20 protein-coding genes and 1 pseudogene are annotated in these 22,128 nt (G+C 72.4%); 5 read left to right on the top strand and 16 right to left on the bottom strand.

Translation table 11 applies throughout. The features are described from left to right. Positions 1 to 29 precede the first annotated feature (29 nt). Positions 30 to 863 (top strand): pectate lyase, encoded by an 834-nt coding sequence (locus tag ACZ6SQ_RS26770; protein WP_469566348.1) that lies wholly within the window; start codon positions 30 to 32, stop codon positions 861 to 863. A 131-nt stretch (positions 864 to 994) separates the two neighbouring features. Here the strand turns inward: ACZ6SQ_RS26770 and ACZ6SQ_RS26765 are convergent, their stop codons facing one another. From ACZ6SQ_RS26765 to ACZ6SQ_RS26690, 16 genes are all read right to left on the bottom strand, one after another. Continuing rightward, entirely contained in the window at positions 995 to 2,104 is a 1,110-nt protein-coding gene (locus ACZ6SQ_RS26765; protein ID WP_469566346.1) for a pectinesterase family protein, read from the bottom strand. A gap of 104 nt (positions 2,105 to 2,208) precedes the next feature. Then, complete coding sequence (locus ACZ6SQ_RS26760; RefSeq protein ID WP_469566344.1) at positions 2,209 to 3,495, bottom strand: pectate lyase family protein; 1,287 nt, start codon at positions 3,493 to 3,495, stop codon at positions 2,209 to 2,211. A gap of 41 nt (positions 3,496 to 3,536) precedes the next feature. Continuing rightward, on the bottom strand, positions 3,537 to 4,337 hold the full coding sequence (locus tag ACZ6SQ_RS26755) for a rhamnogalacturonan acetylesterase (protein ID WP_469566342.1): 801 nt from the start codon (positions 4,335 to 4,337) through the stop codon (positions 3,537 to 3,539). A gap of 245 nt (positions 4,338 to 4,582) precedes the next feature. Then, the gene (locus tag ACZ6SQ_RS26750) at positions 4,583 to 5,926 is read right to left on the bottom strand and encodes an ABC transporter substrate-binding protein (RefSeq protein ID WP_469566340.1); all 1,344 of its coding nucleotides are present in this window, start codon (positions 5,924 to 5,926) and stop codon (positions 4,583 to 4,585) included. Between the two features lie 59 nt (positions 5,927 to 5,985). Continuing rightward, a complete protein-coding gene (locus ACZ6SQ_RS26745) occupies positions 5,986 to 7,485 on the bottom strand; it encodes a glycoside hydrolase family 43 protein (protein WP_469566338.1) in 1,500 nt (499 codons plus the stop codon). After that, positions 7,482 to 8,321, bottom strand: coding sequence for a DUF6807 domain-containing protein (locus ACZ6SQ_RS26740; protein ID WP_469566337.1), 840 nt, complete (start codon positions 8,319 to 8,321; stop codon positions 7,482 to 7,484). Before ACZ6SQ_RS26740 ends, ACZ6SQ_RS26745 begins: the two co-directional genes overlap by 4 nt. After that, a complete protein-coding gene (locus ACZ6SQ_RS26735; RefSeq protein WP_469566335.1) occupies positions 8,318 to 9,457 on the bottom strand; it encodes a Gfo/Idh/MocA family protein in 1,140 nt (379 codons plus the stop codon). Before ACZ6SQ_RS26735 ends, ACZ6SQ_RS26740 begins: the two co-directional genes overlap by 4 nt. Continuing rightward, the gene (locus tag ACZ6SQ_RS26730) at positions 9,457 to 10,362 is read right to left on the bottom strand and encodes a carbohydrate ABC transporter permease (protein WP_469566332.1); all 906 of its coding nucleotides are present in this window, start codon (positions 10,360 to 10,362) and stop codon (positions 9,457 to 9,459) included. Before ACZ6SQ_RS26730 ends, ACZ6SQ_RS26735 begins: the two co-directional genes overlap by 1 nt. Further along, positions 10,359 to 11,294 (bottom strand): carbohydrate ABC transporter permease, encoded by a 936-nt coding sequence (locus ACZ6SQ_RS26725; protein ID WP_469566330.1) that lies wholly within the window; start codon positions 11,292 to 11,294, stop codon positions 10,359 to 10,361. Before ACZ6SQ_RS26725 ends, ACZ6SQ_RS26730 begins: the two co-directional genes overlap by 4 nt. Before the next feature lie 71 nt (positions 11,295 to 11,365). Next, a complete protein-coding gene (gene araD / locus ACZ6SQ_RS26720) occupies positions 11,366 to 13,081 on the bottom strand; it encodes an L-arabinonate dehydratase (protein WP_469566328.1) in 1,716 nt (571 codons plus the stop codon). Next, positions 13,078 to 13,983, bottom strand: a complete 906-nt coding sequence (locus tag ACZ6SQ_RS26715; RefSeq protein ID WP_469566326.1) for a dihydrodipicolinate synthase family protein — start codon at positions 13,981 to 13,983, stop codon at positions 13,078 to 13,080. The genes araD and ACZ6SQ_RS26715 overlap by 4 nt, the downstream gene beginning before the upstream one ends. Continuing rightward, positions 13,980 to 14,639: a GntR family transcriptional regulator gene (locus tag ACZ6SQ_RS26710; protein WP_469566324.1), complete on the bottom strand. Its 660-nt coding sequence runs from the start codon at positions 14,637 to 14,639 to the stop codon at positions 13,980 to 13,982. Before ACZ6SQ_RS26710 ends, ACZ6SQ_RS26715 begins: the two co-directional genes overlap by 4 nt. Positions 14,640 to 14,771: 132 nt before the next feature. Further along, positions 14,772 to 15,521, bottom strand: coding sequence for an MBL fold metallo-hydrolase (locus ACZ6SQ_RS26705; RefSeq protein WP_469566322.1), 750 nt, complete (start codon positions 15,519 to 15,521; stop codon positions 14,772 to 14,774). Positions 15,522 to 16,062: 541 nt separating this feature from the next. Beyond that, complete coding sequence (locus ACZ6SQ_RS26700) at positions 16,063 to 16,653, bottom strand: TIGR03086 family metal-binding protein (RefSeq protein WP_469566321.1); 591 nt, start codon at positions 16,651 to 16,653, stop codon at positions 16,063 to 16,065. A 99-nt stretch (positions 16,654 to 16,752) separates the two neighbouring features. Continuing rightward, the gene (locus ACZ6SQ_RS26695) at positions 16,753 to 17,919 is read right to left on the bottom strand and encodes a hypothetical protein (RefSeq protein WP_469566319.1); all 1,167 of its coding nucleotides are present in this window, start codon (positions 17,917 to 17,919) and stop codon (positions 16,753 to 16,755) included. Next, positions 17,916 to 18,857 carry a 5-dehydro-4-deoxyglucarate dehydratase gene (locus tag ACZ6SQ_RS26690; RefSeq protein WP_469566318.1) on the bottom strand — a complete coding sequence of 314 codons (942 nt, stop codon included), beginning with the start codon at positions 18,855 to 18,857 and terminating at the stop codon, positions 17,916 to 17,918. The genes ACZ6SQ_RS26695 and ACZ6SQ_RS26690 overlap by 4 nt, the downstream gene beginning before the upstream one ends. 267 nt (positions 18,858 to 19,124) lie before the next feature. Between ACZ6SQ_RS26690 and ACZ6SQ_RS26685 the strand changes: the two genes are divergently transcribed. The 4 genes and pseudogenes from ACZ6SQ_RS26685 (at position 19,125) to ACZ6SQ_RS26670 (ending at position 22,100) form a co-directional block, all read left to right on the top strand. Further along, positions 19,125 to 20,033, top strand: a complete 909-nt coding sequence (locus ACZ6SQ_RS26685) for an NAD-dependent epimerase/dehydratase family protein (protein WP_469566316.1) — start codon at positions 19,125 to 19,127, stop codon at positions 20,031 to 20,033. Positions 20,034 to 20,145: 112 nt separating this feature from the next. Beyond that, positions 20,146 to 20,313: pseudogene (locus ACZ6SQ_RS26680) on the top strand (alcohol dehydrogenase); the annotation flags it as partial. 280 nt (positions 20,314 to 20,593) lie between these two features. Continuing rightward, positions 20,594 to 20,812, top strand: coding sequence for a hypothetical protein (locus tag ACZ6SQ_RS26675; protein ID WP_469566314.1), 219 nt, complete (start codon positions 20,594 to 20,596; stop codon positions 20,810 to 20,812). A 64-nt stretch (positions 20,813 to 20,876) separates the two neighbouring features. Then, complete coding sequence (locus ACZ6SQ_RS26670; RefSeq protein ID WP_469566499.1) at positions 20,877 to 22,100, top strand: TerD family protein; 1,224 nt, start codon at positions 20,877 to 20,879, stop codon at positions 22,098 to 22,100. Positions 22,101 to 22,128: the final 28 nt, after the last annotated feature.

Below are 22,128 nucleotides of genomic sequence, written 5' to 3'. Positions count from 1 at the left end.
AGGAACCGCTCCCCACGCAAGGAATGGGTATGACAGCACGACCCGAACAGCGTGTCCGTCACCGCCGCCGTGTCACCCGACGGCGCGCGGTCGTCGGCGGCGGCGCCGCGCTCGGCATCACCGCGACGGCGATCGTCACCACGACGCTGCTGTCCTCCGCCGGCGCCGCCTCCACCTGGCCGACCCCCACCGGCAAGAAGGCCGTGACGAGCACCGTCAAGGTGTCGGGCACCTACGACGGCAGGAACCAGCGCTTCTACGGCAGTGGCGCGCTCGGCGGCAGCGGCCAGGACGAGGGCCAGGACCCCGTCTTCCAGCTCGCGGACGGCGCCGTACTGAAGAACGTCGTCCTCGGCGCCCCGGCCGCCGACGGCGTGCACTGCCTGGGCAGTTGCACCCTCCAGAACGTCTGGTGGGAGGACGTCGGCGAGGACGCCGCCACCTTCAAGGGCAAGTCGGCGTCGGCCGTCTACACGGTCCACGGCGGCGGCGCGCGGCACGCCGGCGACAAGGTGTTCCAGTTCAACGGCGCCGGAAAGCTGGTGGTGACCAGGTTCCAGGTGTCGGACTTCGGCAAGCTGGTGCGCACCTGCGGCAACTGCACGACGCAGTACCGGAACCGCCAGGTGATCATCAACGATGTGGACGTGACCGCGCCGGGCAAGTCGATCGTCGGCATCAACGCCAACTTCGGCGACACGGCGGCCCTGCGCAAGGTGCGTATCCACGGCGACAGCGGCAGGAAGATCAAGCCCTGCACCCGTTTCCAGGGCAACAGCACCGGCGCCGAGCCGAAGGAGCTGGGCACCGGCCCCGACGGCACGAACTGCCGCTACACGGCCTCGGACCTGTCGTACGAGTGACCCCCTGAACCGTCGGCCGGCCCCCCGGCCGGCCCGCCGGATCCGAGCCCCCCTCGGGTCCGCCGCGCGAAGCGCCCCCCGCCGACGCCGATCGGTGGGGGGCGTTTCCTCGTGCGCGGCTCACGCCCGGCTCAGCACCGCTCCCACGGTGTCCAGTCGCCCAGGTAGGCCTCTCGCGTCGCCGACCGGGCCTCCTCGTAACCGAGTTGGGGTCGCTCGGCGGGGTCGCCGACGCGCGCGCCGGGCCCGGTGTTGCGGTACTCGGCGAAGCGCTGCCGCTGCCACGGGTAGGCGCTCGACATGTCGGTGTAGGGCACGGCGGCGTCGATGCCCGGGCCGAGCCACGTCTCGCGCACGGTGAGCATCGGCCGGGCGGTGGGGTCGGAGCCGGGCACCCAGGGGCGGGCCAGTTTGTAGTGGGCGTCGGGCGCCTCGCTGGTGACCCGGCTGCGCACGACGAGGTAGCCGCACGGGTTGGCGACGGCGGTGGAGGGCGCGAGGACGAAGCCGTAGGGCGCGGCGGACAGGTCCGTCCGGTTCAGGGTCCGGAAGTGGCAGTGCTCGTAGACCGCCGTGGCCCGGCCGAACACGAAGTCGACGTCGCCCTCCACGTAGCAGTGGGTGTAGTACTGGCGGGCGAAGGCGGCGAGGGACATCGAGTCGGCGTACAGCGTGTCCTGGTGGCCGAGGAATCGGCAGTGCGCGAAGGCGCCGCGGTCGCCCTGCACCTTGATCGCGACGGCCTGGGTGCCGGTGACGCCGGGGTGGTCGGCCCGCAGCCAGTCGTTGGCGAAGGTGATCCAGCGGGCGGTGAAGTCCGCGGCCTGCACGGTCGTGGTGGCCGATCCGGTGGTGCCGTGGGAGCCGCCGCCGGGCTTGGGGGTGCCGGCCGCGTTGTCGTACACGATCACGACGTCCCGGGGGTTCTCGGAGGCGCCGATCCAGGTCATCCCGGCGCGGGCGGGGTCGACGAAGACGGTCTCGCGGTAGGTGCCGGGCGCCAGGACCAGGGTCCGTCCGCTGCCGGTGGCGGCGGTGACGGCGGCCTGGACGGAGGTGAAGTCGCCGCGGCCGTGCGGGTCGACGTAGAGGGTGCCGGCGGTGAGGCGGGCGGCAGGTGAGCCGTGGCGGCCGAAGAAGCCGGACGGTGTGCGGGATGCGGCGTGGGCGGGCAGGGGCGCGAGGGCGGCGGCGGTGCCCGCGGCGAGGAGTGCTCGCCGGGACAGGGGGTGCTGGGACATGCGCGGGTGCTCCTTCACGGTGTGGGGCGTGAGGGGTTCGGCCGGGGCGGGCGGGCCCGTTCGGGGCCGCGGTGCGGACCGCCCCGGCCGGTCCTGGAGACGGGTCAGCGCAGGCGGCCGGCGCCCGCGCGGCAGGCGACGATGCCGGGCACGGCCCGTGCGGGGTCGACCCTGGTGCGCAGCACGGGCGTCCAGCCCGCGCCGGACTGGAGGGTCTCGGTGGGAACGGCGGCGTTGTGGACGGCGATCAGGTCCGTGGCATGGCCGTTGACGACATTGCCGCCGGCGGTGAGCGGTGCCTCGCTCCACTTCTTGAGGATCTTCGCGGGGCTGACCCCGGCGGGCAGGGTGAACGCGTTGTGCTCGGCGACGAGCTGGGACTCCTTGCCGATGCCGAAGCTGTAGGAGTACGAGCTGCCGGCGACGAAGTGGTTGTTGTAGGAGTCGACCTGGCCGAAGCGGACGCGGGGCGCGCGTTCGACGAGGTTCCTGAAGAGGTTGTGGTGGAAGGTGACCTTCAGGTGGCCGCGGTCGGAGGCGGTCGCCGCGGCGCCGTCGCTGTTGCCGACGAGGATCGTCTTGTCGTGGTCGGCGAAGACGTTCCAGGAGGCGGTGATGTGGTCGGCGCCGCGGACGATGTCCAGTTCGCCGTCGTGCTGCTGGTAGAGCATCCCGAAGTGGGTGGGGGCGGCGCTGTCGGGGCTGTCGCCGTCGGTGAAGGTGTTGTGGTCGATCCACACATGGGTGGAGTTGTAGACGACGGCGGTGTCGTACTCGGAGTTCCAGTTGCCCTTGTCGCCGTCGGTCGGGTCCCACTGCGGGAAGCAGTCGACGGGGCTCTCGAAGGTGATGTTGCGGACGATGACGTTGTCGACGTCCTTGATCTGGAGGCTCGCTCCGTGGATCGCCGCGTCGCGCCCCACCCCGACGAGGGTGGTGTTCGCAGGCACGTTCACCTTGACGGCCTGGTCCTGCCGGGCGGCCGAGGCGCGGCGCAGTCCCTCGGGGCTGTCGTCCGGTTCGGCGCCGAGGTCGGTGTCGAGACCCCAGGTGGCGGGGTCGTACTTCGCCAGGTAGGCGTCGAAGTCGTAGCCGGGGACGGCGAAGGCGTCGCAGCCCTGCGCGACCGCGTCGATCGTCCCCACGACCTTGACGATCCTCGGCGTGCCGCTGTCGTCGGCGAGGGCGGCCTTCAGTTCGGCCCAGGTGCGCACGGTGTGGACGTGCCCGGCGTCGGCGGCGGCGCCTCCGGTGGTGCCGGTGCCGTACGACCCCCAGCCGTCGCCCGCCCCGAGCACCTCGCGCGCGAGGTCGCGCCGGGATTCGGGGCCGGCGGCGGCTCCCGTGGTGACGGACAGCACCAGGGCGGTGCAGCCCACCAGCCCGCCCATGACACGTGCATGACATCTTGAGATGTTCACTTGCGGCTCTCCTAGCTCTCAGGGTCCGACGGCCAGGTCATCCATGAGACCGGGATCTCCTCCGCCAGGCGGCGGACGTCCCTCGGCGCGAGCACCCCGGCTCTCACCGACTCCCGTGCCACGAGCCGGGCCACGGCGATCGCGCCCGGCGGGTTGAAGTGCGTGTTGTCCTGCTCTGTCGCGGTCCAGTTGAAGTAGGTCTTCGTCTCCTCGGCCCCGAGCCGCTGCCACAGCGCGAGCGACAGGGCCTGGAGGTCGAGCAGTGCGACGTCTTCCCCGGCGGCGAGCGCCCGCATGGCCGCCGGGTACTCCCCGTGGCTCGGCACGGCGTCGCCCGCCGCGTCGAACCTCCGCCGCTCCACGGGCGTGGCGAGCACCGGCCGCGCCCCGCGTGCCCGCGCCCCGTCCACATACCTCCGCAGGTACTCCTGGTACGTCGACCAGGGCTCGGTGTACCGCGCGGGGTCGTTCGTCTTCTCGTCGTTGTGCGCGAACTGGACCAGCAGCAGGTCCCCGGGCCGGATCGCGCCGAGGATCGCGTCCAGCCGCCCCTCGTCGACGAAACTCCTCGAACTGCGGCCGTTCACCGCGTGGTTGGCGACGAGGAGATCCCCGCGCAGGAAGAACGGCAGCGCCATGCCCCACCCGGTCTCGGGCGCGGCGGAGGCGTACTTCTGGGCGGCGGTTGAGTCACCGGCGACGAAGAGGGTGCGGCAGGGACGCCGCGCGGCGGACGAGGGTCCGGCACCGGCGACGCCGAGCGGCACGGCGGCGAGAGCGGCGGCGGCGAGCTGTCTACGGCTGAGGGACACGCCGTGCACCTTTCGACTGGAGTGGGGGCGGCCCGGCCGGGAGGGCTCGGCCGCCCGAGGTGGTCGGGGGCGAGGGCGGCTCCGTCGCAAGGGCTCGGCCGCCCGAGGTGGTCAGAGGCGGGCGCGACTGCGCCGCGAGGGCGCGGCCGCCCCGGGGACGACGGCCCGCGCCCGGCGGCGTGCGGACCGCCCGAGCCCCCACCCGGCGGCGTACGGACCGCACCCGGCGGAAGACCCGTCCGCACTCAGCCCTTCTGCTCGTTCCACTCGGCCTGCGCCTCGTTCAGCTGCTCGGCCAGCCCGTCCAGGAAGTCCTTGGCGCTCATGGTCCCCAGCAGGACCTTCTGGAAGTTCGGCTCGTTGTCGGCCTTGGAGATGGTGTTCCAGTCGGGCAGGTAGTAGGGCAGCTGCACGATGGTGGTCGATCCGTCGGTCAGCGCGGCGGCGGCCAGCTTGGTCGGCTCGGCCTTGCCCACCCAGGTGTCCTGCGCGGCCTGCGTGTTCGCCGGGACCTGCCCCGCGGACTCGTTGAACTTGGAGTTCTCCGCGTGCGAGAGCGCGAACTCGATGAACTTCCAGGCGGCGTCCTTGTTCTTCGAGCTCTTGAACAGCCCCAGCCCGTCGACCGGGTTGGACACCTGGACCCGCTTGCCCGCGGCGCCGAGCGGCTGCGGGATGCCGCGGAACTTCTCGGCGCCGAAAGCCTTCACATGGTCCTGGTAGGAGCCGAGGTTGTGGTTGAGCATGCCGATCGTGCCGGAGTCCCACTGCGCGACCATCTTGGTGAAGTCGTTGTTGAGGTCGGCCGCGGGCGTGACCTTCTTGAACAGCGCGGCGTACTTCTCCAGAGCGGCGACGTTCTTCGGGTCGTTGACCGTGCTCTGGTCGCCGTTCCAGAACGACGTGATCCCGGACTGCCCGTACATCGCGTCGAAGGCCTGGGCGATGGACCCGGCGCCGCCGCGGATGGTGTAGCCGAACGCGTTCTTCTTGGCGTCGGTGAGTTTCTCCGCGGCCTCGTAGAACTTCTCCCAGGTCGCCGGCTCGTCCAGGCCCGCCTTCTGGAACAGGTCGGTGCGGTAGTACAGCACACCGTTGTTGGCGGAGGTCGGGATGGAGTACAGGGTGCCGTCCCCGCCGCCGGCGGCCTTCATCGACGCGACCATGTCGGCGTTGAGCATGCCCTTGAGGGCGGACCTGCCGAGGCGCTCGTCCAGCGGCTCCAGCGCGTTCTGCGCGGAGAACCCGGCGAGCATCGCCGCGCCGACCCCGCCGACGTCGGGCAGTCCGCCGCCCTGGATGGCGGTGTCGACCTTGGACTGGTACTCGGTGGAGGCGATGCCGACGTACTCGACGTCGATGTCCGGGTTGGCCTTCTCGAAGTCGGCGATGATCTCCTTCCAGACGTCGGTGCGGACACCGCCGTTGTTGTCCCAGAAGACGATCTTGCCGGTGCCGCTGCCCTCGGCGCCCTTGTCGCCGCCGGAGCCGCTGCCGTCGTCGCCGCACGCGGTCGTGGTCAGGGCGAGCGCGGATCCCAGGGCGACGGCCGCCAGGGCCCGCCTGCTTCTGCTGATGCTGAACTTCATCGGTCGGCTCTCTTCGTGTGGTTCCGGTCGGGGATATGAAGTTGTGGGGGTTGGGGGACTTACGCGGGCGTGACCCGGAAGCGGGTGAACTCGGCCGTGCCCGCGTGGCCGGGTCCGTCGGGGGCCAGGGCGAACAGACCCAGCAGGGCTCCGACCCAGCGCCAACCGGTGGCGGCGAAGACCTGCCCGCAGGGGCGCGGCCCGTCGCCGACGTCGTAGGAGAAGCGGCAGCGCGCGCCGGGGGTGAGGTCGATCCGCAGCAGGGCCCGGCCGCCGGGGGCGGGCACCGGGTGGGCCGCGTCCCGCTCGGCCTCGGCGGTGCTCTCGGCGAACCGGTGCACGAGCCACGCCGTCCCGTCGGCCCGCCGTTCCAGCCCGATCCACGCAAAGGCCTCCCCGAGCACGGCGAGTCCGGCCCGCGCGCCCGTCTCCCCGCTCTCCAGGCGGAGTCCGGCCTCGACCGAGCACGGCATGCCCGGCAGCCGCTGGGTGAGCACGTTCGGCACCCGGCGCAGATCGTGCGCGTCGGCCGAACGGACACAGGCCAGGCGCAGGCCGTCCGCGGAGTGCTGCGGCGCCCAGCCGTCCTGCGGGTTGGCGGTCCACTGCCACTGACGTCCGTACCGCCCGCCGGGGAAGTCGTCGTCGGTGGCGGGCGCGGCGGGCGGCTGCGGCGGCAGACGGGGACGCTCGTGCACGGTGACCGGGGCGCCGTCGGCGCCGATCACCGGCCAGCCGTCCGCGTCCCAGCGCATCGGCTGGAGATGGACGACCCTGCCGTACGCGCCGCGCTGCTGGAAGTGGACGAACCAGTCCTCGCCGGCCGGGGTGCGCACCCAGCCGCCCTGGTGAGGGCCGTTGACCTCGGTGTCCTTCTGCTCCAGGACGACCCGTTCCTCGTACGGTCCGAAGAAACCGCGCGAGCGGAAGGCGCCCTGCCAGCCGGTCTCCACTCCCCCGGCCGGGGCGAGGATCCAGAACCAGCCGTCGTGCCGGTACAGCTTGGGTCCTTCGAGGGTGAACCAGCCGGGCAGGCGGTCGGCGTCCACGATCACCTGCCCCTCGTCGAGGAGGCCGGTGCCGTCGGGCCGCATCCGGTGCCCGGTGAGCCGGTTCTTGACGCCGGAGCGTGACTTCGCCCAGGCGTGCACCAGATAGGCCTCGCCGGTCTCCTCGTCCCACAGGGGGCAGGGGTCGATCAGCCCCCTGCCCGCCTTCACCAGCCGGGGTGTGCTCCAAGGGCCCCTGATCTGCGAGGCGTTGACCTGGAAGACGCCCTGGTCGGGGTCGCCCCAGAAGATCCAGTAGCGGTCGTCGTGGAAGCGCAGCGATGGCGCCCAGACCCCGCGGTCGTGCCGCGGCCGGTCGAACTCCGCGGCGGGCTCGAGACGTTGCAGGGCGTGGCCGACGAGCGTCCAGTCGACCAGGTCGCGGGAGTGCAGCAGGGGCAGCCCGGGAACGCGGCCGAAGCTGGAGGCGGTGAGATAGAAGTCGTCGCCGGCGCGACATACGTCCGGGTCGGACCAGTCGGCGTTCAGGACCGGGTTGGTGTACGTCACCGCGCGACCGCCTTCCGGACCAGTGCGGCGGCCTCGCCCCGGCCGAGCCGGCCGTCCGCGACGACGGTGACGACACGGCGTACGAGGGTGTCGCCGGGGGCGATCGGTGTGCGCGCGGTGTGCGCGAGCGAGGAGCCGACGCCGGGGTACTCGCCGGTGCGCACGAACCAGGGGTCGCGGCGGGTGGCGGCGGTGACGCCCGCGAACACGAGCGTCCAGGAACCGCCCACCAGGGCCAGCCAGTCGGCGGCCCGCCCGTGCGCCGCCGTCTCGCCCTCGGCGTCCGGGGTGAGCACCCGGGGCGGCTCGGCCTCCTTGCGGGCCCGCCAGAAGAAGCCGCCGTAGGCCGCGCCCGGACGCCCGTTGGTGGCGGGGCTGCCGAGCGTGAGCGGTGCGGAGGTGGTGTTGGTGAGGGCGAAGGTGAGGTCCAGCGCCCAGGCGGCGGCGTCCAGTCCGCTCGCGGCGACGGTCCGCCGCTCGTGCAGCAGCTCACCGCCCGCGGCCACCCAGCGCAGTTCCTGCACGAACCCGTCGGGGTCGCGCAGCTGGAAGGAGACGTGCCGCTGCGCGCCGTGGTTGTCCAGCTCGGCCGGGCCCCGGTCGCGCACGAAGGTGCGGCCGCCCCAGAAGTTGTGCCCCTCGACGTCGGGGACGGCGACACCGACGCCGAGGTGGTGGGGGTGGTCGGCGGGGCTCAGCTCGGTGACGGCCGTGCCGCCGAGGGTGGTGACGGGGTGCAGATAGGGGCGCGGGGAGAGCCGGGCGGGCAGCTCGGGCCGGGTGACGTAGCGGGCGACGGGGCGGCCCGCGACCCGCAGGACCGGGGCGTCGGTCATCGGGCGCTCACCTCCCGGGCCGCCCAGGGCGCGCCGAGTTCGGAGTACAGGGCGAGGGTGCCGGCGCTGGCCGCGACCAGGCCCTCCACGCCGGGCACGATCCGCCGCCGCTCGTCGGGCAGCTCCCGCCAGGCCAGTTCGGGCAGCTGGGCCGGGTCGGGGGCCCGCCGGATCGCCTCGACGACCTTCATGAAGCCGCCGGTGGCGTCCGGCGGGACGAGCAGGGCGGCGCCGCCTTCGAGATGGTCGAGGAGGTTGTGCAGCAGGTCGGTGCGGCCGTGGTCGAACTCCTCGGGGCCGTGTCCGGCGCGCTGGAGCAGCACCCTGTCCTGCTTGTACCAGAAGGTGATCCGGCCGCGGCTGCCGTGCACCAGGACGTACGGCTCCTCGGGCCGCTCGGCGCACAGGGTCGCGGCGACCACGACCGGGAGGCCGTCCTCGGTGGTGACGCGGACGCAGGAGGTGTCGTCGGCCTCGATGTCGTGGGCGTGCCACAGCTCGGTCTCCACCTCGGCCACGGCCTCGGCGCGGTCGGCCCCGGCCAGGGCGAGGGCGGTGGCGACGGCGTGCGCGAGCGGGTTGGTGAGCGCCCCGTCGATCACGTCGGCCCCGTCCAGGCGCCGCCGTCCGGCCCAGGGCGCCCGGCGGAAGTAGTCCTTGTCGCGGGCCCAGGCGCCGCCGCCGCCGATCCCGCGGACCGTGCCGATCGCCCCGTCGGCGATCAGCTCGCGGATCGCGGGCACGGCGTGCGAGCCGAGGGACTGGAAGCCGGCCTGGCAGGCGACGCCAGCCGCCGCGACCCCGTCGGCCATCCGCCGGAACTCGGCGTACGACGGTGCGGGCGGCTTCTCCAGGAGCAGATGGACGCCCCGGGCGGCGGCGGTCAGCGCGAGGCCGGTGTGCGTGGGGATGGGCGTACAGACGACGGCGACGCGGGCGCCCGTGGCGTCCAGCAGTCCTCCGAAGTCGGCGGACTGAGCGGGTGGTTCGCTCCCGAACTCGTCCTCCGTCAGCGGCGTCAGCTCGCAGACGCCGACGAGCCGCACAAGGCCCAGCCTCTCAAGTCTGCGGATGTTCTCGATATGCCGGCGGCCGTGACCGCGGGCACCGGCGAGCACAACGGGCACGGCACCCATCAGCCCTTCACCGCCCCGGCGCTGAACCCGGTGATGAGCCACTTCTGGATGAAGGCGAACACCAGCACCACCGGCACGGCCGCGACGATGCCGCCCGCCGCCAGCGCCCCGAGGTCGACGCTGTCGGCGCTCATCAGGGTGTTGAGGCCGACCGGGATGGTCTGCTTCGCGGGGTTGTTGAGGAACATCAGGGCGAACAGGAAGTGGTTCCAGGAGTGCACGAAGGCGAAGGAGCCGACGGCGATCAGACCGGGCCGCAGCAGCGGCAGTACGACGATCCGGAAGGCGGTGAAGCGGTTGCAGCCGTCGACCCAGGCCGCCTCCTCCAGCGAGTACGGCACGTTCTTGATGAAGTTGCTGATGAGGATCATCGACAGCGGCAGCTGGAAGACCGTCTCGGCGACGATGACGCTGCCCAGCGAGTTGATCATGCTCAGGCCGGCGAAGATCTCGAACAGCGGCACCAGCAGCAGCGCGCCGGGCACGAACTGCGAGCACAGCAGGGCGAGCATGAAGCCGCGCTTGACCCGGAAGTCGAACCGGGCGAGGGCGTAGCCGCCGGCCAGGGCGACGACCGTCGTCATCACCAGGGTGGCGACGCCGACGAGCAGGCTGTTCTGGAAGTAGGTGCCGAAGCCGCGTTCGCTCCACACCTTCTCGAAGTGCTCGCCGGTCATCGGCCAGGGCACGAGCGAGGTCGAGCCGGTGGGGCGCAGCGCGAACAGCAGGATCCAGTAGAAGGGGACGAGGGTGAAGACGAGGTACACGGACAGCGGCAGATAGATCTGCCAGCGCGGGACCTGGTCCCAGGGGCGTTCCCGCCCGCCGGTCCGCTGCCGCGGGGCGTCGGGCACGCGCTCCGGCGCGGGGGCGCTCGGGGCGGCGGTGGCCTCCTTGACCGTCACTTGGACTCACCTCCGAACTTGCTCAGCCGCAGATAGACGATCGAGCAGAAGAGCAGGATCACGAACGCGACCGTGGTCAGCGCGGACGCGTAGCCGAAGTCGTGGGACTCGACGCTGGTGTTGGCGATGTACAGCGGCAGCGTCGTGGTCTCGCCGGCGGGCCCGCCGCCCGTCAGCGTGTAGAGCAGGTCGACGTTGTTGAACTCCCACACCGCGCGCAGCAGCGTGGACAGGACGATCGCGTCCTTCAGGTGTGGCAGCGTGATGTGCCAGAACTGCTTGAGCCGGCTCGCCCCGTCGACCTCGGCGGCCTCGTACAGGTCGCGGGAGACGGACTGGAGGTCGGCGAGGATGAGGATCGCGAAGAAGGGCACACCACGCCACAGATCGGCGACGACGGCGGCCGGGAAGACGGTGGAGGTGTCCGACAGCCAGCTGGTGCCGTACGCCCCGATGCCGACGTCGGCGAGATAACGGGTGATGCCGGTCTGGGAGTTGTAGAGCAGCACCCAGATCGCGGAGGTCAGCACACCGGACACGGCCCAGGGCGAGAACACGAGCGCCCGGCCCAGCGCCCGGCCCGCGAAGGTCTGGTTGACGATCAGCGCCAGCGCGAGACCGAACAGCAGCTGCAGCCCGACCTCGACGAACACCCACTGGGCGCTGAAGGTCAGCGTGTCCCAGAACTGCGGGTCGTCGGTGAAGATCTGGACGAAGTTGTCGAAGCCGGCGTACCCGTTCCGCCAGGGCTTGGTGGGGTTGTAGTCCCGCAGGCTGTAGTAGAAGACGCTGACGACCGGGTATGCGATGAAGCCCAGCATCAGCAGGGCCGCCGGGGCGATCAGCAGGTACGGCAGCCTGCGCGGAGTGGCGGAGGTACGGCGCCGCCTCGGTGGCGCGGGCGGTTTCGCCACGGCTGCGGCTTGGGCCATGACTGTTCTCCGTTCGATGGAAGCGCTTGCCGGTAGCCGTTCGAAATACCGGCCGACAAACAGGGCGGGAGTCAGCCCGCGTACGGGTCCTGAACCGTGCCGGGCCGGGCGAGGAACTCGAAGTCGCAGCCGGTGTCGGCCTGGGTGATCTGCTGCTCGTAGAGGAAGCCGTAGCCCCGCTCGTACCGTGCGGGCGGTGGCGTCCACCCGGCCCGCCGCCGCTCCAGCTCCTCGTCGGACACGTCCAGATGCAGTGATCGCGCCTCGACGTCCAGCGTGATGAGATCGCCGCTGCGGACCAGCGCCAGCGGCCCGCCGACGTACGACTCCGGCGCGACATGCAGCACGCAGGTGCCGTAACTGGTGCCGCTCATCCGGGCGTCGGAGATCCGCACCATGTCCCGCACGCCCTGCTTGAGCAGATGCCCGGGGATCGGCAGCATCCCGTACTCCGGCATGCCCGGCCCTCCCCTGGGCCCGGCGTTGCGCAGCACGAGCACGCTGTCGGCGGTGATGCCGAGCTCCGGGTCGTCGATGGTGCGCTGCATGGTCCGGTAGTCGTCGAAGACCACGGCGGGCCCGGTGTGCTTGAGCAGGTGCGGCTCGGCGGCGATGTGCTTGATGACGGCGCCGTCCGGGCACAGGTTCCCCCGCAGCACGGCCACGCCGCCCTCACGCGCGACGGGACGCTCGCGCGGCCGGATGACGTCGTCGTCGTGCACCCGCGCCCCGGCGATCTGCTCGCGCAGGGAGTCGCAGGACACGGTCGGCCGGTCCAGGTGCAGCAGATCCGGTATCCGCGACAGGAACCCGGGCAGCCCGCCGGCGAAGTGGAAGTCCTCCATCAGATATCGCTGTCCACCGGGCCGTACGTCGGCCAGCACCGGGACGGTCCGCGCGATCCGGTCGAAGTCGTCGAGGGTGAGCCGGACCCCGGCCCGCCCCGCCATGGCGATCAGATGGATCACCGCGTTGGTGGAGCCCCCGAGCCCCAGCACGGTGGTCACGGCGTCCTCGAAAGCCTCCCGCGTCAGCACCTCGGACAGCCGGCGGTCCCGGCGGACGAGCTCGACCACGGTCATCCCGGCCCTGGCGGCCATCCGGTCGTGTCCGGAGTCGACGGCGGGAATGCTGGACGCGCCGGGCACGGTCACCCCGAGCGCCTCGGCGGCGGCGGTGAGCGTGGAGGCCGTCCCCATGGTCATGCAGTGCCCCGGGGACCGGGCGAGTCCGCTCTCCAGCTCGCCCATCTCGCAGTCCCCGATGAGCCCGGCGCGCTTGTCGTCCCAGTACTTCCACATGTCCGTACCGGAGCCGAGCACCTCGCCCCGCCAATGCCCGGGAAGCATGGGCCCGGCAGGCACGAAGACAGCGGGCAGATCGACGGAGGCGGCCCCCATGAGCAGCGCGGGGGTGGACTTGTCGCAGCCGCCCATCAGCACGGCACCGTCCACCGGGTAGGACCGCAGCAGCTCCTCGGTCTCCATGGCGAGCATGTTCCGGTAGAGCATCGGGGTCGGCTTCTGGAAGGTCTCGCTCAGAGTGGAGACAGGAAACTCCAGCGGGAAGCCCCCGGCCTGCCACACCCCCCGCTTCACGGCCTGGGCCCGGTCCCGCAGATGCACATGGCAGGGATTGATGTCGGACCATGTGTTGAGTACGGCGATCACCGGCTTGCCGAGATGCTCCTCGGGCAGATACCCGAGCTGCCGCGTCCGTGCCCGATGGCTGAACGACCTGAGCCCGTCACCCTCGTACCACTGACGGCTCCTCAGTTCCCGGGTCATATCGGCCACCCGGCGACGATCGCCGCGACCTCGGCCCGCTCGCTCTCGGGCAGCGGCCGGCTCGGCGGCCGCACCTCACGACGGCACAGCCCGAGCGAGGCCAGGGCCTCCTTGACGACGGTGACGTTGTTGGCGGAGGCGTGGGCGGCACGCAGTTCCTCGAACCGCCGGATCTGCTCCCAGACCTTCATCGCGGCGGCGTAGTCGCCGGAGCGCAGCGCTTCGAGCATGTTCAGGGAGACGGCGGGCGCGACGTTCACCAGCCCGGAGGTGAAGCCGGCGGCCCCGGCCGAGAAGTACGAGGGCGCGTACGGCTCGGCGAGCCCGGCCACCCAGACGAAGCGTTCCAGCCCGGCGTCCCGCGCGAAGCCGGCGAAGCGGGCCGCGTCGGGGACGGCGTACTTGACGCCGATCACGTTCGGGCAGAGGTCCGCGAGCTCGGCGAGCCGGCCGCCCTCCAGCTGCGCGTTGCGGATGTACGGCACGACACCCAGCTCGGGCACGGCCTCGGCGATGGCCCGGTGGTAGTCGACCCAGCCGTTCTGCGAGACGTACGGATGCACGGGCTGGTGGACCATGACCATCGCGGCGCCCAGCTCCCGGGCGTGCCGGGCGGAGGCGACCGCGGTGGGCACGTCGTGCCCGACACCCACCAGGATCACGGCCCGCTCGCCCGCCTCCTCCAGCGTCAGCTCGGTGACGGACTGCCGCTCCTCGGGGGTGAGGGCGTAGAACTCGCCGGTGTTGCCGTTGGGGGTCAGGGTCCGCACGCCGCCGTCCAGGAGCCGGCGCAGCAGGGCCCGGTAGGTGTCCGGGTCGACCGTGCCGTCCTCGGCGAACGGGGTCACCGGAATCGCCACCACGTCGGCCAGGGCCGCCCGTTGGGACTCGAACGTCGTCATGCTTCCTCTCCCTGGTCACCGGCCGTGTCCGGGAAGGCCCGTCGCACGAACGACGCGATGTGGTCGTGAAGGGCGCGCGCCGCCCCGTCGGCGTCGCCGCCGAGGGCGAGCCGCAGGATCTCCCGGTGCTCGCCGGCCTCCCGCTCCCACGAGGGGGACGAGGCCCAGGCGACGGCGGACACCAGCGCGGCCTGGTCGCGCACCTCGTCGAGCATCCGCCCGAGCAGCGGGTTGCCGCAGGGCAGGTAGAGGGCCCGGTGGAACTCCCGGTTGGCGAGGGACCGTTCGGCGGTGTCGTCCGCGGCGTCGGCGCGCTCGAGCGCGTCCCGGGCCGCGTCCAGCGAGGCGTTCCGCCGCACCGCGCGCCGCAGGGCCTCGGGCTCCAGCAGCAGGCGCACGTCGTAGACCTCGCGCGCCATGTCCGCGTCCACCATGCGCACGGTGACGCCCTTGTACTGGCTCATCACGACCAGCCCGGTCCCGGCCAGCGTCTTCAGCGCCTCCCGCACGGGCGTCTTGGACACCCCGAACTGCGCGGCGAGTTCGGCCTCGACGAGGGCCTGGCCCGGGGTCAACCGGCCGGTCAGGATGCGGCGTTTGATCTCCTCCAGCACGAACTGCGTGCGGGACGGGATCGGCGTGGGCACAGAGGTCATGCGCGCCTCTCGGATCTGACGTATCGCGTCTCATATATGACGTACGAAGTACGACGCGATGAAACTAGAAGCGCCCACAGGTTTCGTCAATGCTTCCGACAAGAATCGAGAAAGCGCTTTCACGCAGTGCTTTCACACAGCCCGGGTCTCGCCCTCGCGAGCAGCACCGGTGGGCCCGCCGAACACGACGGCGGCCCGCTCGACGGCCTCCTCACGGCTCAGTGTCGGCCCCACGTGGGTGATCAGCAGCTCCCGCGCGCCCTTCGCACATGCACCGGCGTCCTCCGGCGTCAGATGCACCTGCCGTTCGCCCGCGTGAGCCTTGTCGATGTCGGTCTCGCACAGGAACAGGTCGGCGCCGCGGGCGAGTTCGCGCAGCGCGGCGCAGGGTCCGCTGTCCCCCGAGTACGCGAGCACACTCCCCTGGCACTCGGCCCGCAGCCCGTAGGCCTCCCCGTCGTGCTCGACGGCCCTCGCCCTCAGGGTCAGGTTCCAGTGCCGTGCGAAGTGGCCGTCGTGCAGCGGCCTGAAGTCCAGGACCTCGTTCAGGAACGTGGCGTCCGTCCGCCCGAGGAAGGCCGCGATCCGCCGGTCGCAGCCCTCGGGGGCGTACACGGGGACCGGGCCGGCGGGCGTCATGCCGCCGAAGGCGTACGCGTAGGCGGCGGCCAGCAGGTCGGCGGTGTGGTCCGCGTGCAGGTGCGAGATCCAGATCGCCGTCAGCCGGGCCGGGTCGGTGTGCCTGCGCAACTCCGCGAACGTTCCGAACCCGGCGTCCACCCACACCTCCGCGCCGCCGCCGCGCAGCAGGTATCCGGAGCAGGGGCGGTCCGGGGCGGGGTGCGGGGAGGATGTGCCGAGGACGGTGAGGCTCAGGGGCATGCCCCGGAGCGTACGTTTCCCTCCGGGGCATGGCCGCCGTGTTTAGCCCTGTTGGGCGACGGCCGTTTGTTGCGGGGTCGGCCCAGCCGGGGCGGGGGCGGTTTCGCAGCCCGGCACCACGGCTGCCCCAGGCGAGCTGCGCTCGGCAGAGGCCCCTAGCCGGGCAGCTCGGCGTAAGCGAGGTACCGCCCGGTGGGGGCTGAGGGCGGGGCGGTGCGCAACTCGGCGCTACGAGGTGCCTCCCCCAGAGGGGGGACCCCCAGCCCACCCGTGCCGCCCTGGGGGTACCTCCCAGGCCCTTAAGGCACTGGGGGAGGCACGCATGCCCGCAGCGGCGGCGCGCGCAGCCCGCGGCGACGGAAAGCCGCGTACGGCGGCAAGGGGACGGGGCGGGGGGTGTCCGCCCGCAGCGGCCGCCGTCAGACACCAGCACCCCCGTAAGCAACCAGCCCGGCGGACCGAGGACGGACACCCCCCGGCCCGGCCCCGCACCACCCACCCCCGTAGCGCGCTACACACGCCGGCCGCCGCAGGCATCACCTCAGCCCGCCCACCCCGGATCCCGCCCGCTCAACCCCACCGCGCGAGCCAGCACCGAGGCCCCCTCAGCGACAGGCACCACGGGCCCGAACGCCCCGGCCCCCCGCCCGGGATCCTCCGCCGCAGCCAGCAAGAACTCGTGCGCCACCCGCAACGCGGCCTCGTCCGGCTCGTACACCTGCCCGGTCGCCCGAGCGAGATCCCACCCGTGGATCACCAGCTCGTCCACGACCACCGCCCCGGCCACCGCCCCCGGCAGATCCACGGCCCCGGCCCTGGTCATCCCCGACCACGCCGCCGGCTCCCGCCAGGCCGCCGCCAGCTCGTCCAGCGCCCGAGGCAGCGCCGACCGCCACCCCTCCCCCACATCCGGCACGTGATCCCCGGGACTCGTGTCCGTCGTAGGCCCCAGATCTTTCCGCGCGGCATCCCGGAACGCGACGGACAACCCGTACAGATGCCCGAGCAGATTCCGCACCGCGTACGCCGGACACGGCGTCTTGTCGGCCAGCTGCTCCTCCCGCACCCCGGCCACCAGCCCCGCCACGACCCGCACCTGCGGCCCGAGATCAAGGATCATCGGTTCACTCATGAGCTCCAGCTCCTCCGTACAAAGGGACGACAACCACAAGGAAGGACTCCCCCCGCACCAGAAACTCATCGCTCACGACCACAACCGCCCCGCCCCGGTTCAGAGCCCCCCGACCACCCCCCGCACGGCATCGAGATCCGAGTCGGACGCCAGCCCGGCGTGATACAGCCGCAACTCGTTCGCGCCGAGCGCCCGCGCCGCGGCCACGTCGGCCCCGAGGGCGCCGGGCCGCCCGCCCATCCCCGACACGACGGTGAGGTTCGCGGCGACGACGGCCCCTGCCACCCCCTGCTCGGCGAACGGCACAACCGCCCCGGCCCCGCCCGTACAGGGCACGACGACCCCGTCGGCGACACCCAGCACGTGCCCCGGGTCCACCCCCGCGTTCGCCCCGCAGTGGTAGGACACGGGATCGGCGTGCAGCAGCACCTGGAACCCGGCGGGGGCCGCCCCGCGGACCGCCGCGACGACGGACTCCTGGAGCCCGCGGGCGACACCGTCCCGCCACGCGCGCGTGCCCGCCGCCCGGGCTTCGCCGAGGAGCTTCTCCACCCCGGCCCACCCCCCGTCGGAGGCGGCTGCCCCCCGCCACACGGGTCCGAGCGCGCTCCGCACAGCGGCCGCCAGCGCGTCGGGGTCGAGCCCGACCCCGTCGTACCCGGCCCGGCAGTCCGCACAGAAGCACAGGGACATCAGATACTGCCCGGCGTCCCCGAGGCCCACCCCGGCGGTCTTGTCGTGCGCGTGCAGATGGGCGAGCCCGTACCACCCGAGGGACTCCAGCTCGGTCCCGCGCGCACCGGGCCGTACGGCGGCCTCGACGGCGAGATCGACGAGGTACGCGCGCGTGGCGGGCCGGGCGATGCACGGGGCCCACGGGTAGCGGTCGCCGTAGGCGTTGACGACGGAGGTCTCGGGGTGCTCGGCGCCGAGCCGGGAGTTGTGGGCGAGGACGACCCAGGTGTGCACCTCCAGCCCGGCGTCGGCGAGCGCGGCGGCCGCCTCGCCGTAGGCGTCACCGGGCGCCCAGTCCCCGGCAGGATGGGGCCGCAGCTCGCGCCCGGCCCACCGCGAACCCGTCGGGTAGAGAACCGCGGCGTACTCCGCGGTGACGACCCGGTGCCGGGGATGGCGCGGCGTGAGGGCGCGCGTGGAGTGGTACGCGGAGGCGAGCGTCACCTGCCGCACGCCGAGCCCGGCGATCCACGAGGCCGCCGCGGGATCGCCGTTGACGTCCCAGGGATAGACGAACGCGGACGTCTTCACGCCCCGCCCTCCTTCATCAGCGCGTACCCGCGCTCGATCAGTTCACCGAGCAGCTCGACGTGTTCGTCCGCGGGCTCCTGCAACGGGGCCCGCACCCCGCCGACGTCCAGCCCCCGCAGCCGGACCCCCGCCTTGACGAGGGAGACGGCGTACCCCCGCCCCTGGGCGCGCAGTTCGACGAACGGCCGGAAGAACCCGTCCAGCAGCCGTTCGACGACGGCCCGGTCCCCGGTCTCCAGGCCCTGGTGGAAGGCCTGGGCGAGCTCGGGCGCGAAGCAGAACACGGCGGACGAGTAGAGCGGAACCCCGATGGCCCGGTAGGCGAGCTGGGTCTGCTCGGCGGTGGGCAGGCCGTTGAAGTAGAGGAAGTCGGCCACCTCGCCGCGCACGGCGCTGACGATCCGCTGCATGAGGTCGAGGTCGCCGAGCCCGTCCTTGAGCCCGATGATCCCGTCGGTGCGGGCGAGTCCGACAACCGTCTCGGGGGTGAACACGGCGTTGTCCCGCTGGTAGACGACGACCGGCAGGGGCGTGGCGGCGGCGATCTCCCGGTAGTGCCGCAGCAGCCCTTCCTGCCCGGCGACGACGAGGTAGGGCGGCATGGCGAGGAGCCCGTCGGCCCCGGCACCGGCGGCGAGGGCCGCGTAGCGCACGGCGAGCGCGGTGCCGTACCCGGTGCCGGCGACGACGGGGACGCGCCCCGCGGTCTCCTCGACGGCGGCGCGGACGCAGAGCTCGTACTCCTCGGGGGTGAGCGCGTGGAACTCGCCGGTGCCGCAGCAGGCGAAGACGGCGGCGGCACCGGCCTCGACGCCCGCGCGCACGTGCGCGCGATAGACGTCGAGGGCGACCGTGCCGCCGCTTCCGTAGGCGGTGACGGGAAAGAACAGGGGCCCGCTGGGGATGCTGAGCCGAGAGGCGAGAGGGGCTGGCGTCACGTTGCTCTCCCTTGATCAGGCGCTCAAGCCTGTGACCATCGTCTACATTTCTGAACGCAGATTAAGGACCCCCGCCAAACAGGTCAAGCAACCGACACCCCCGACACAAAACGGACCACCCCACACCCCGAATGCGACCCGACTCGACCCAACAGATCCGGCCCGGCCGGCCCCACCCCCACTTGACGGGACACCGCACGAATCCCTACCGTGTCCACGCTTGTGAATATGGTCCACACATCCGTCCGACCCCACGGAGACCCGCGGATGCCCGCACCCGGCACAACACCGAACACACCAGGCACCGCACCCACCACCGCGAGCACCGCACCCACCACAGCCCCCGGCCCCGCACCCCGCCCCGCCCCCGGAACCCCCCGCACCGTCCTGCTCACCGGCGCCGCCGGAGGCCTCGGCACCCTGATGCGCGGCCTGCTGCCGGAGTACGGCTACGACCTGCGCCTGCTGGACATGCGGCCCGTCGAGGACGCCCCGGGCTCGATCGTCGCGGACCTGGCGGACCGGGAGGCCGTGCGCGAGGCCGTGCGAGGCGTCGACGCGATCATCCATCTCGCGGGCATCTCCCTGGAAGCCTCCTTCGACAAGATCCTCAAGGCCAACATCGAGGGCACGTACCACCTCTACGAGGCGGCCAGGGAGGAGGGCGTGGGCCGGATCGTCTTCGCCTCCTCCAACCACGCGGTCGGCTACACCCCGCGCCCGCAGGGCGACGACCCCCTCGTCCCGATCACCACCCCGCACCGCCCGGACACCTTCTACGGCCTGTCCAAGGCGTTCGGCGAGGACCTGGCGCAGTTCTACTGGGACAAGCACGGCCTGGAAACGGTGTCGGTGCGCATCGGCTCGTGCTTCCCGGAGCCGACCAGCGTGCGCATGCTCTCGGTCTGGATGAGCCCCGCCGACGGCGCCCGTCTCTTCCACGCGGCGCTGACCGCCGAGCACGTCGGCCACACGATCGTCCACGGCTCCTCCGCCAACACCCGCCTGTGGTGGGACCTCACCAGCGCCCGCGCCCTCGGCTACGACCCCCGGGACGACTCGGAGCCGTACGCCGAGAAGCTCATCGCGGAACAGGGCGACCTGGATCCCGCCAACGAGGCCCACGCCCGCCTGGGCGGCCACTTCGTCACGGACCCGCCGATCTGGCCGTACTGAAGGACAGCCGGTCACGGAACGGACCCCGGCCCACCCCCCATTCGGACACCCACGCAGCCCGGCGCAAACCGCCGCGGCCACCACGACGCCCGGTCGGCGACCGCCCCAGAGGGGCTCGATGGCCGTCCTCCACAGCTTCGAACGCGCGGCCGAACTGTTCGCGGACGATGTGCTGGACCCGGACATCCTGATCAGCGACCGCGTCCCCCTGGCCGACTACCCCGGGGCCCTGACCCGCTTCGCATCCGGAACCGGCCGCAAGGTCCTGACAACCCCATGACCCCCGAAACCTGACGCCAAGCCCCACCCACCCCCAGCCCGTCCGGCGCTTGAGTACAAGCCCCGTCCAGCCCGCCCACCCCCTCCAGCCCGTCCGGCGTTTGAGGACAAGCCCCACGCAACCCACCCACCCCCTACAGCCCGTCCGGCGCTTGAGGACAAGGCCCGTCCAGGGCCGACCGGGGTCGAAGGGGCGGAGCCCCTTGAGGACGGGACGGGTAGGGGCGGCGGGGGCGAAAACCGATGGGCCCCAACCCCCCACCACCCCTACCATCCCGACCATGCCCCACCCCACCGGCTTCGCCTACGAGACCCACCCCGACGGCACCGTACTGATCACCCACCACGGCCACCCCGCCACCACCCTCCGCGGCACCCGAGCCACCCGCTTCCTCACCGAGGTCACCACCGACCCCCAGTTGGTCATGGCCCGCTGGACCGGCAACTACAAGCGCGGCAACGAACGCACCGCCCGCAACCACCCCCGCAACCGCCGCTGACCCGATCGGCGGCCAGGTAAGGGAACGGCAAAACCCCTTCGCTCGTTCACGGGGCATGACAGCTATGACCCCCGGCTCGAACATCCCGCTGAACGCCGCCCGCGTGACGGTCGACGTGACCGCCCCGGTCCGGCTGGACGTCTCGGGCCTGCTGCTCACCGCCGACGGCAAGGTGCGCTCCGACGACGACTTCATCTTCTACAACCAGCCGGCCGGCCCCGGCGTGACCTACCGCTCGGGCGGCGGCTCCGCCCCCGACGCCATCGTGGTCGACACCGCCTCCGTCCCCCCGGGCATCGAGAAGATCGTGGTCACCGCGAGCCCGGACGCGGCAGGCCAGAGCTTCCAGGGCATCGAGCCCACCGCCACCATCCGCAACGCGGACGACCAGAGCGTCCTGGCCACCTTCACGCCCCCGCAGCTCGGCAGCGAGACGGCACTGGTGATCGTGGAGGTCTATCTGCGCGGCGGCGTCTGGAAGGCCCGCGCGGTCGGCCAGGGCTACGCCAACGGCCTGGCCGGCATCGCCACCGACTTCGGCGTCACGGTCGAGGAGCCGGCCGCCCCGGCCCAGCCCGCAGCACCCGCCCAGCCCGCCGCGCCCGCCGCTCCCCCGGCACCGGCCTGGCAGCCCCCCGCGGCCCAGACCCCGGCGCCCCCGGCCGCTCCCCCGGCACCCCCCGCCCCTCCGGCCGCCCCGCCCGCCGGCGGGAAGATCAACCTCGACAAGGGCCGGGTCAGCCTCCAGAAGAACCAGACCGTGTCCCTGGTCAAGGGCGGCCGCCCGCTGCTCTCCCAGGTCAAGATGGGCCTGGGCTGGGAGCCGGCGTACCGGGGCAAGGACATCGACCTGGACGCCTCGGTCATCGCGTTCGGCCCCCAGCGCAACCACATCGACAGCTGCTACTTCGGCAAGCTGACCATCGTCGGCGGCGCGATCCGCCACTCCGGCGACAACCTCACCGGCGAGGGCGGCGGCGACGACGAGGTGATCACCGTCGACCTCGGCCGTCTCCCGCAGGAGGTCAGCGGCCTGGTCTTCACGGTGAACTCCTTCTCCGGCCAGAAGTTCACGGAGGTCGCCAAGGCGTACTGCCGTCTGCTGGACGCCGCCACCGGCGAGGAACTCGTCCGCTTCGACCTCACCGGCGCCGAGCCGCAGACGGGCGTGATGATGGCCAAGCTGATCCGTCAGTACTCCGGCGAGTGGGAGATGACGGCGATGGGCGACTTCGTGAAGGCGCGCACGGTCCGCAACATGGTCAAGCCGGCGGGCCAGGCACTGTAACCGGCCACCGCACAGCACCACCGCAGGC

The sequence above is a fragment of the Streptomyces sp. NPDC048600 genome, assembly GCF_055587025.1.
Note: the sequence above shows the minus strand (reverse complement) of the source record. Positions and strands in the feature narration are given on the sequence as shown.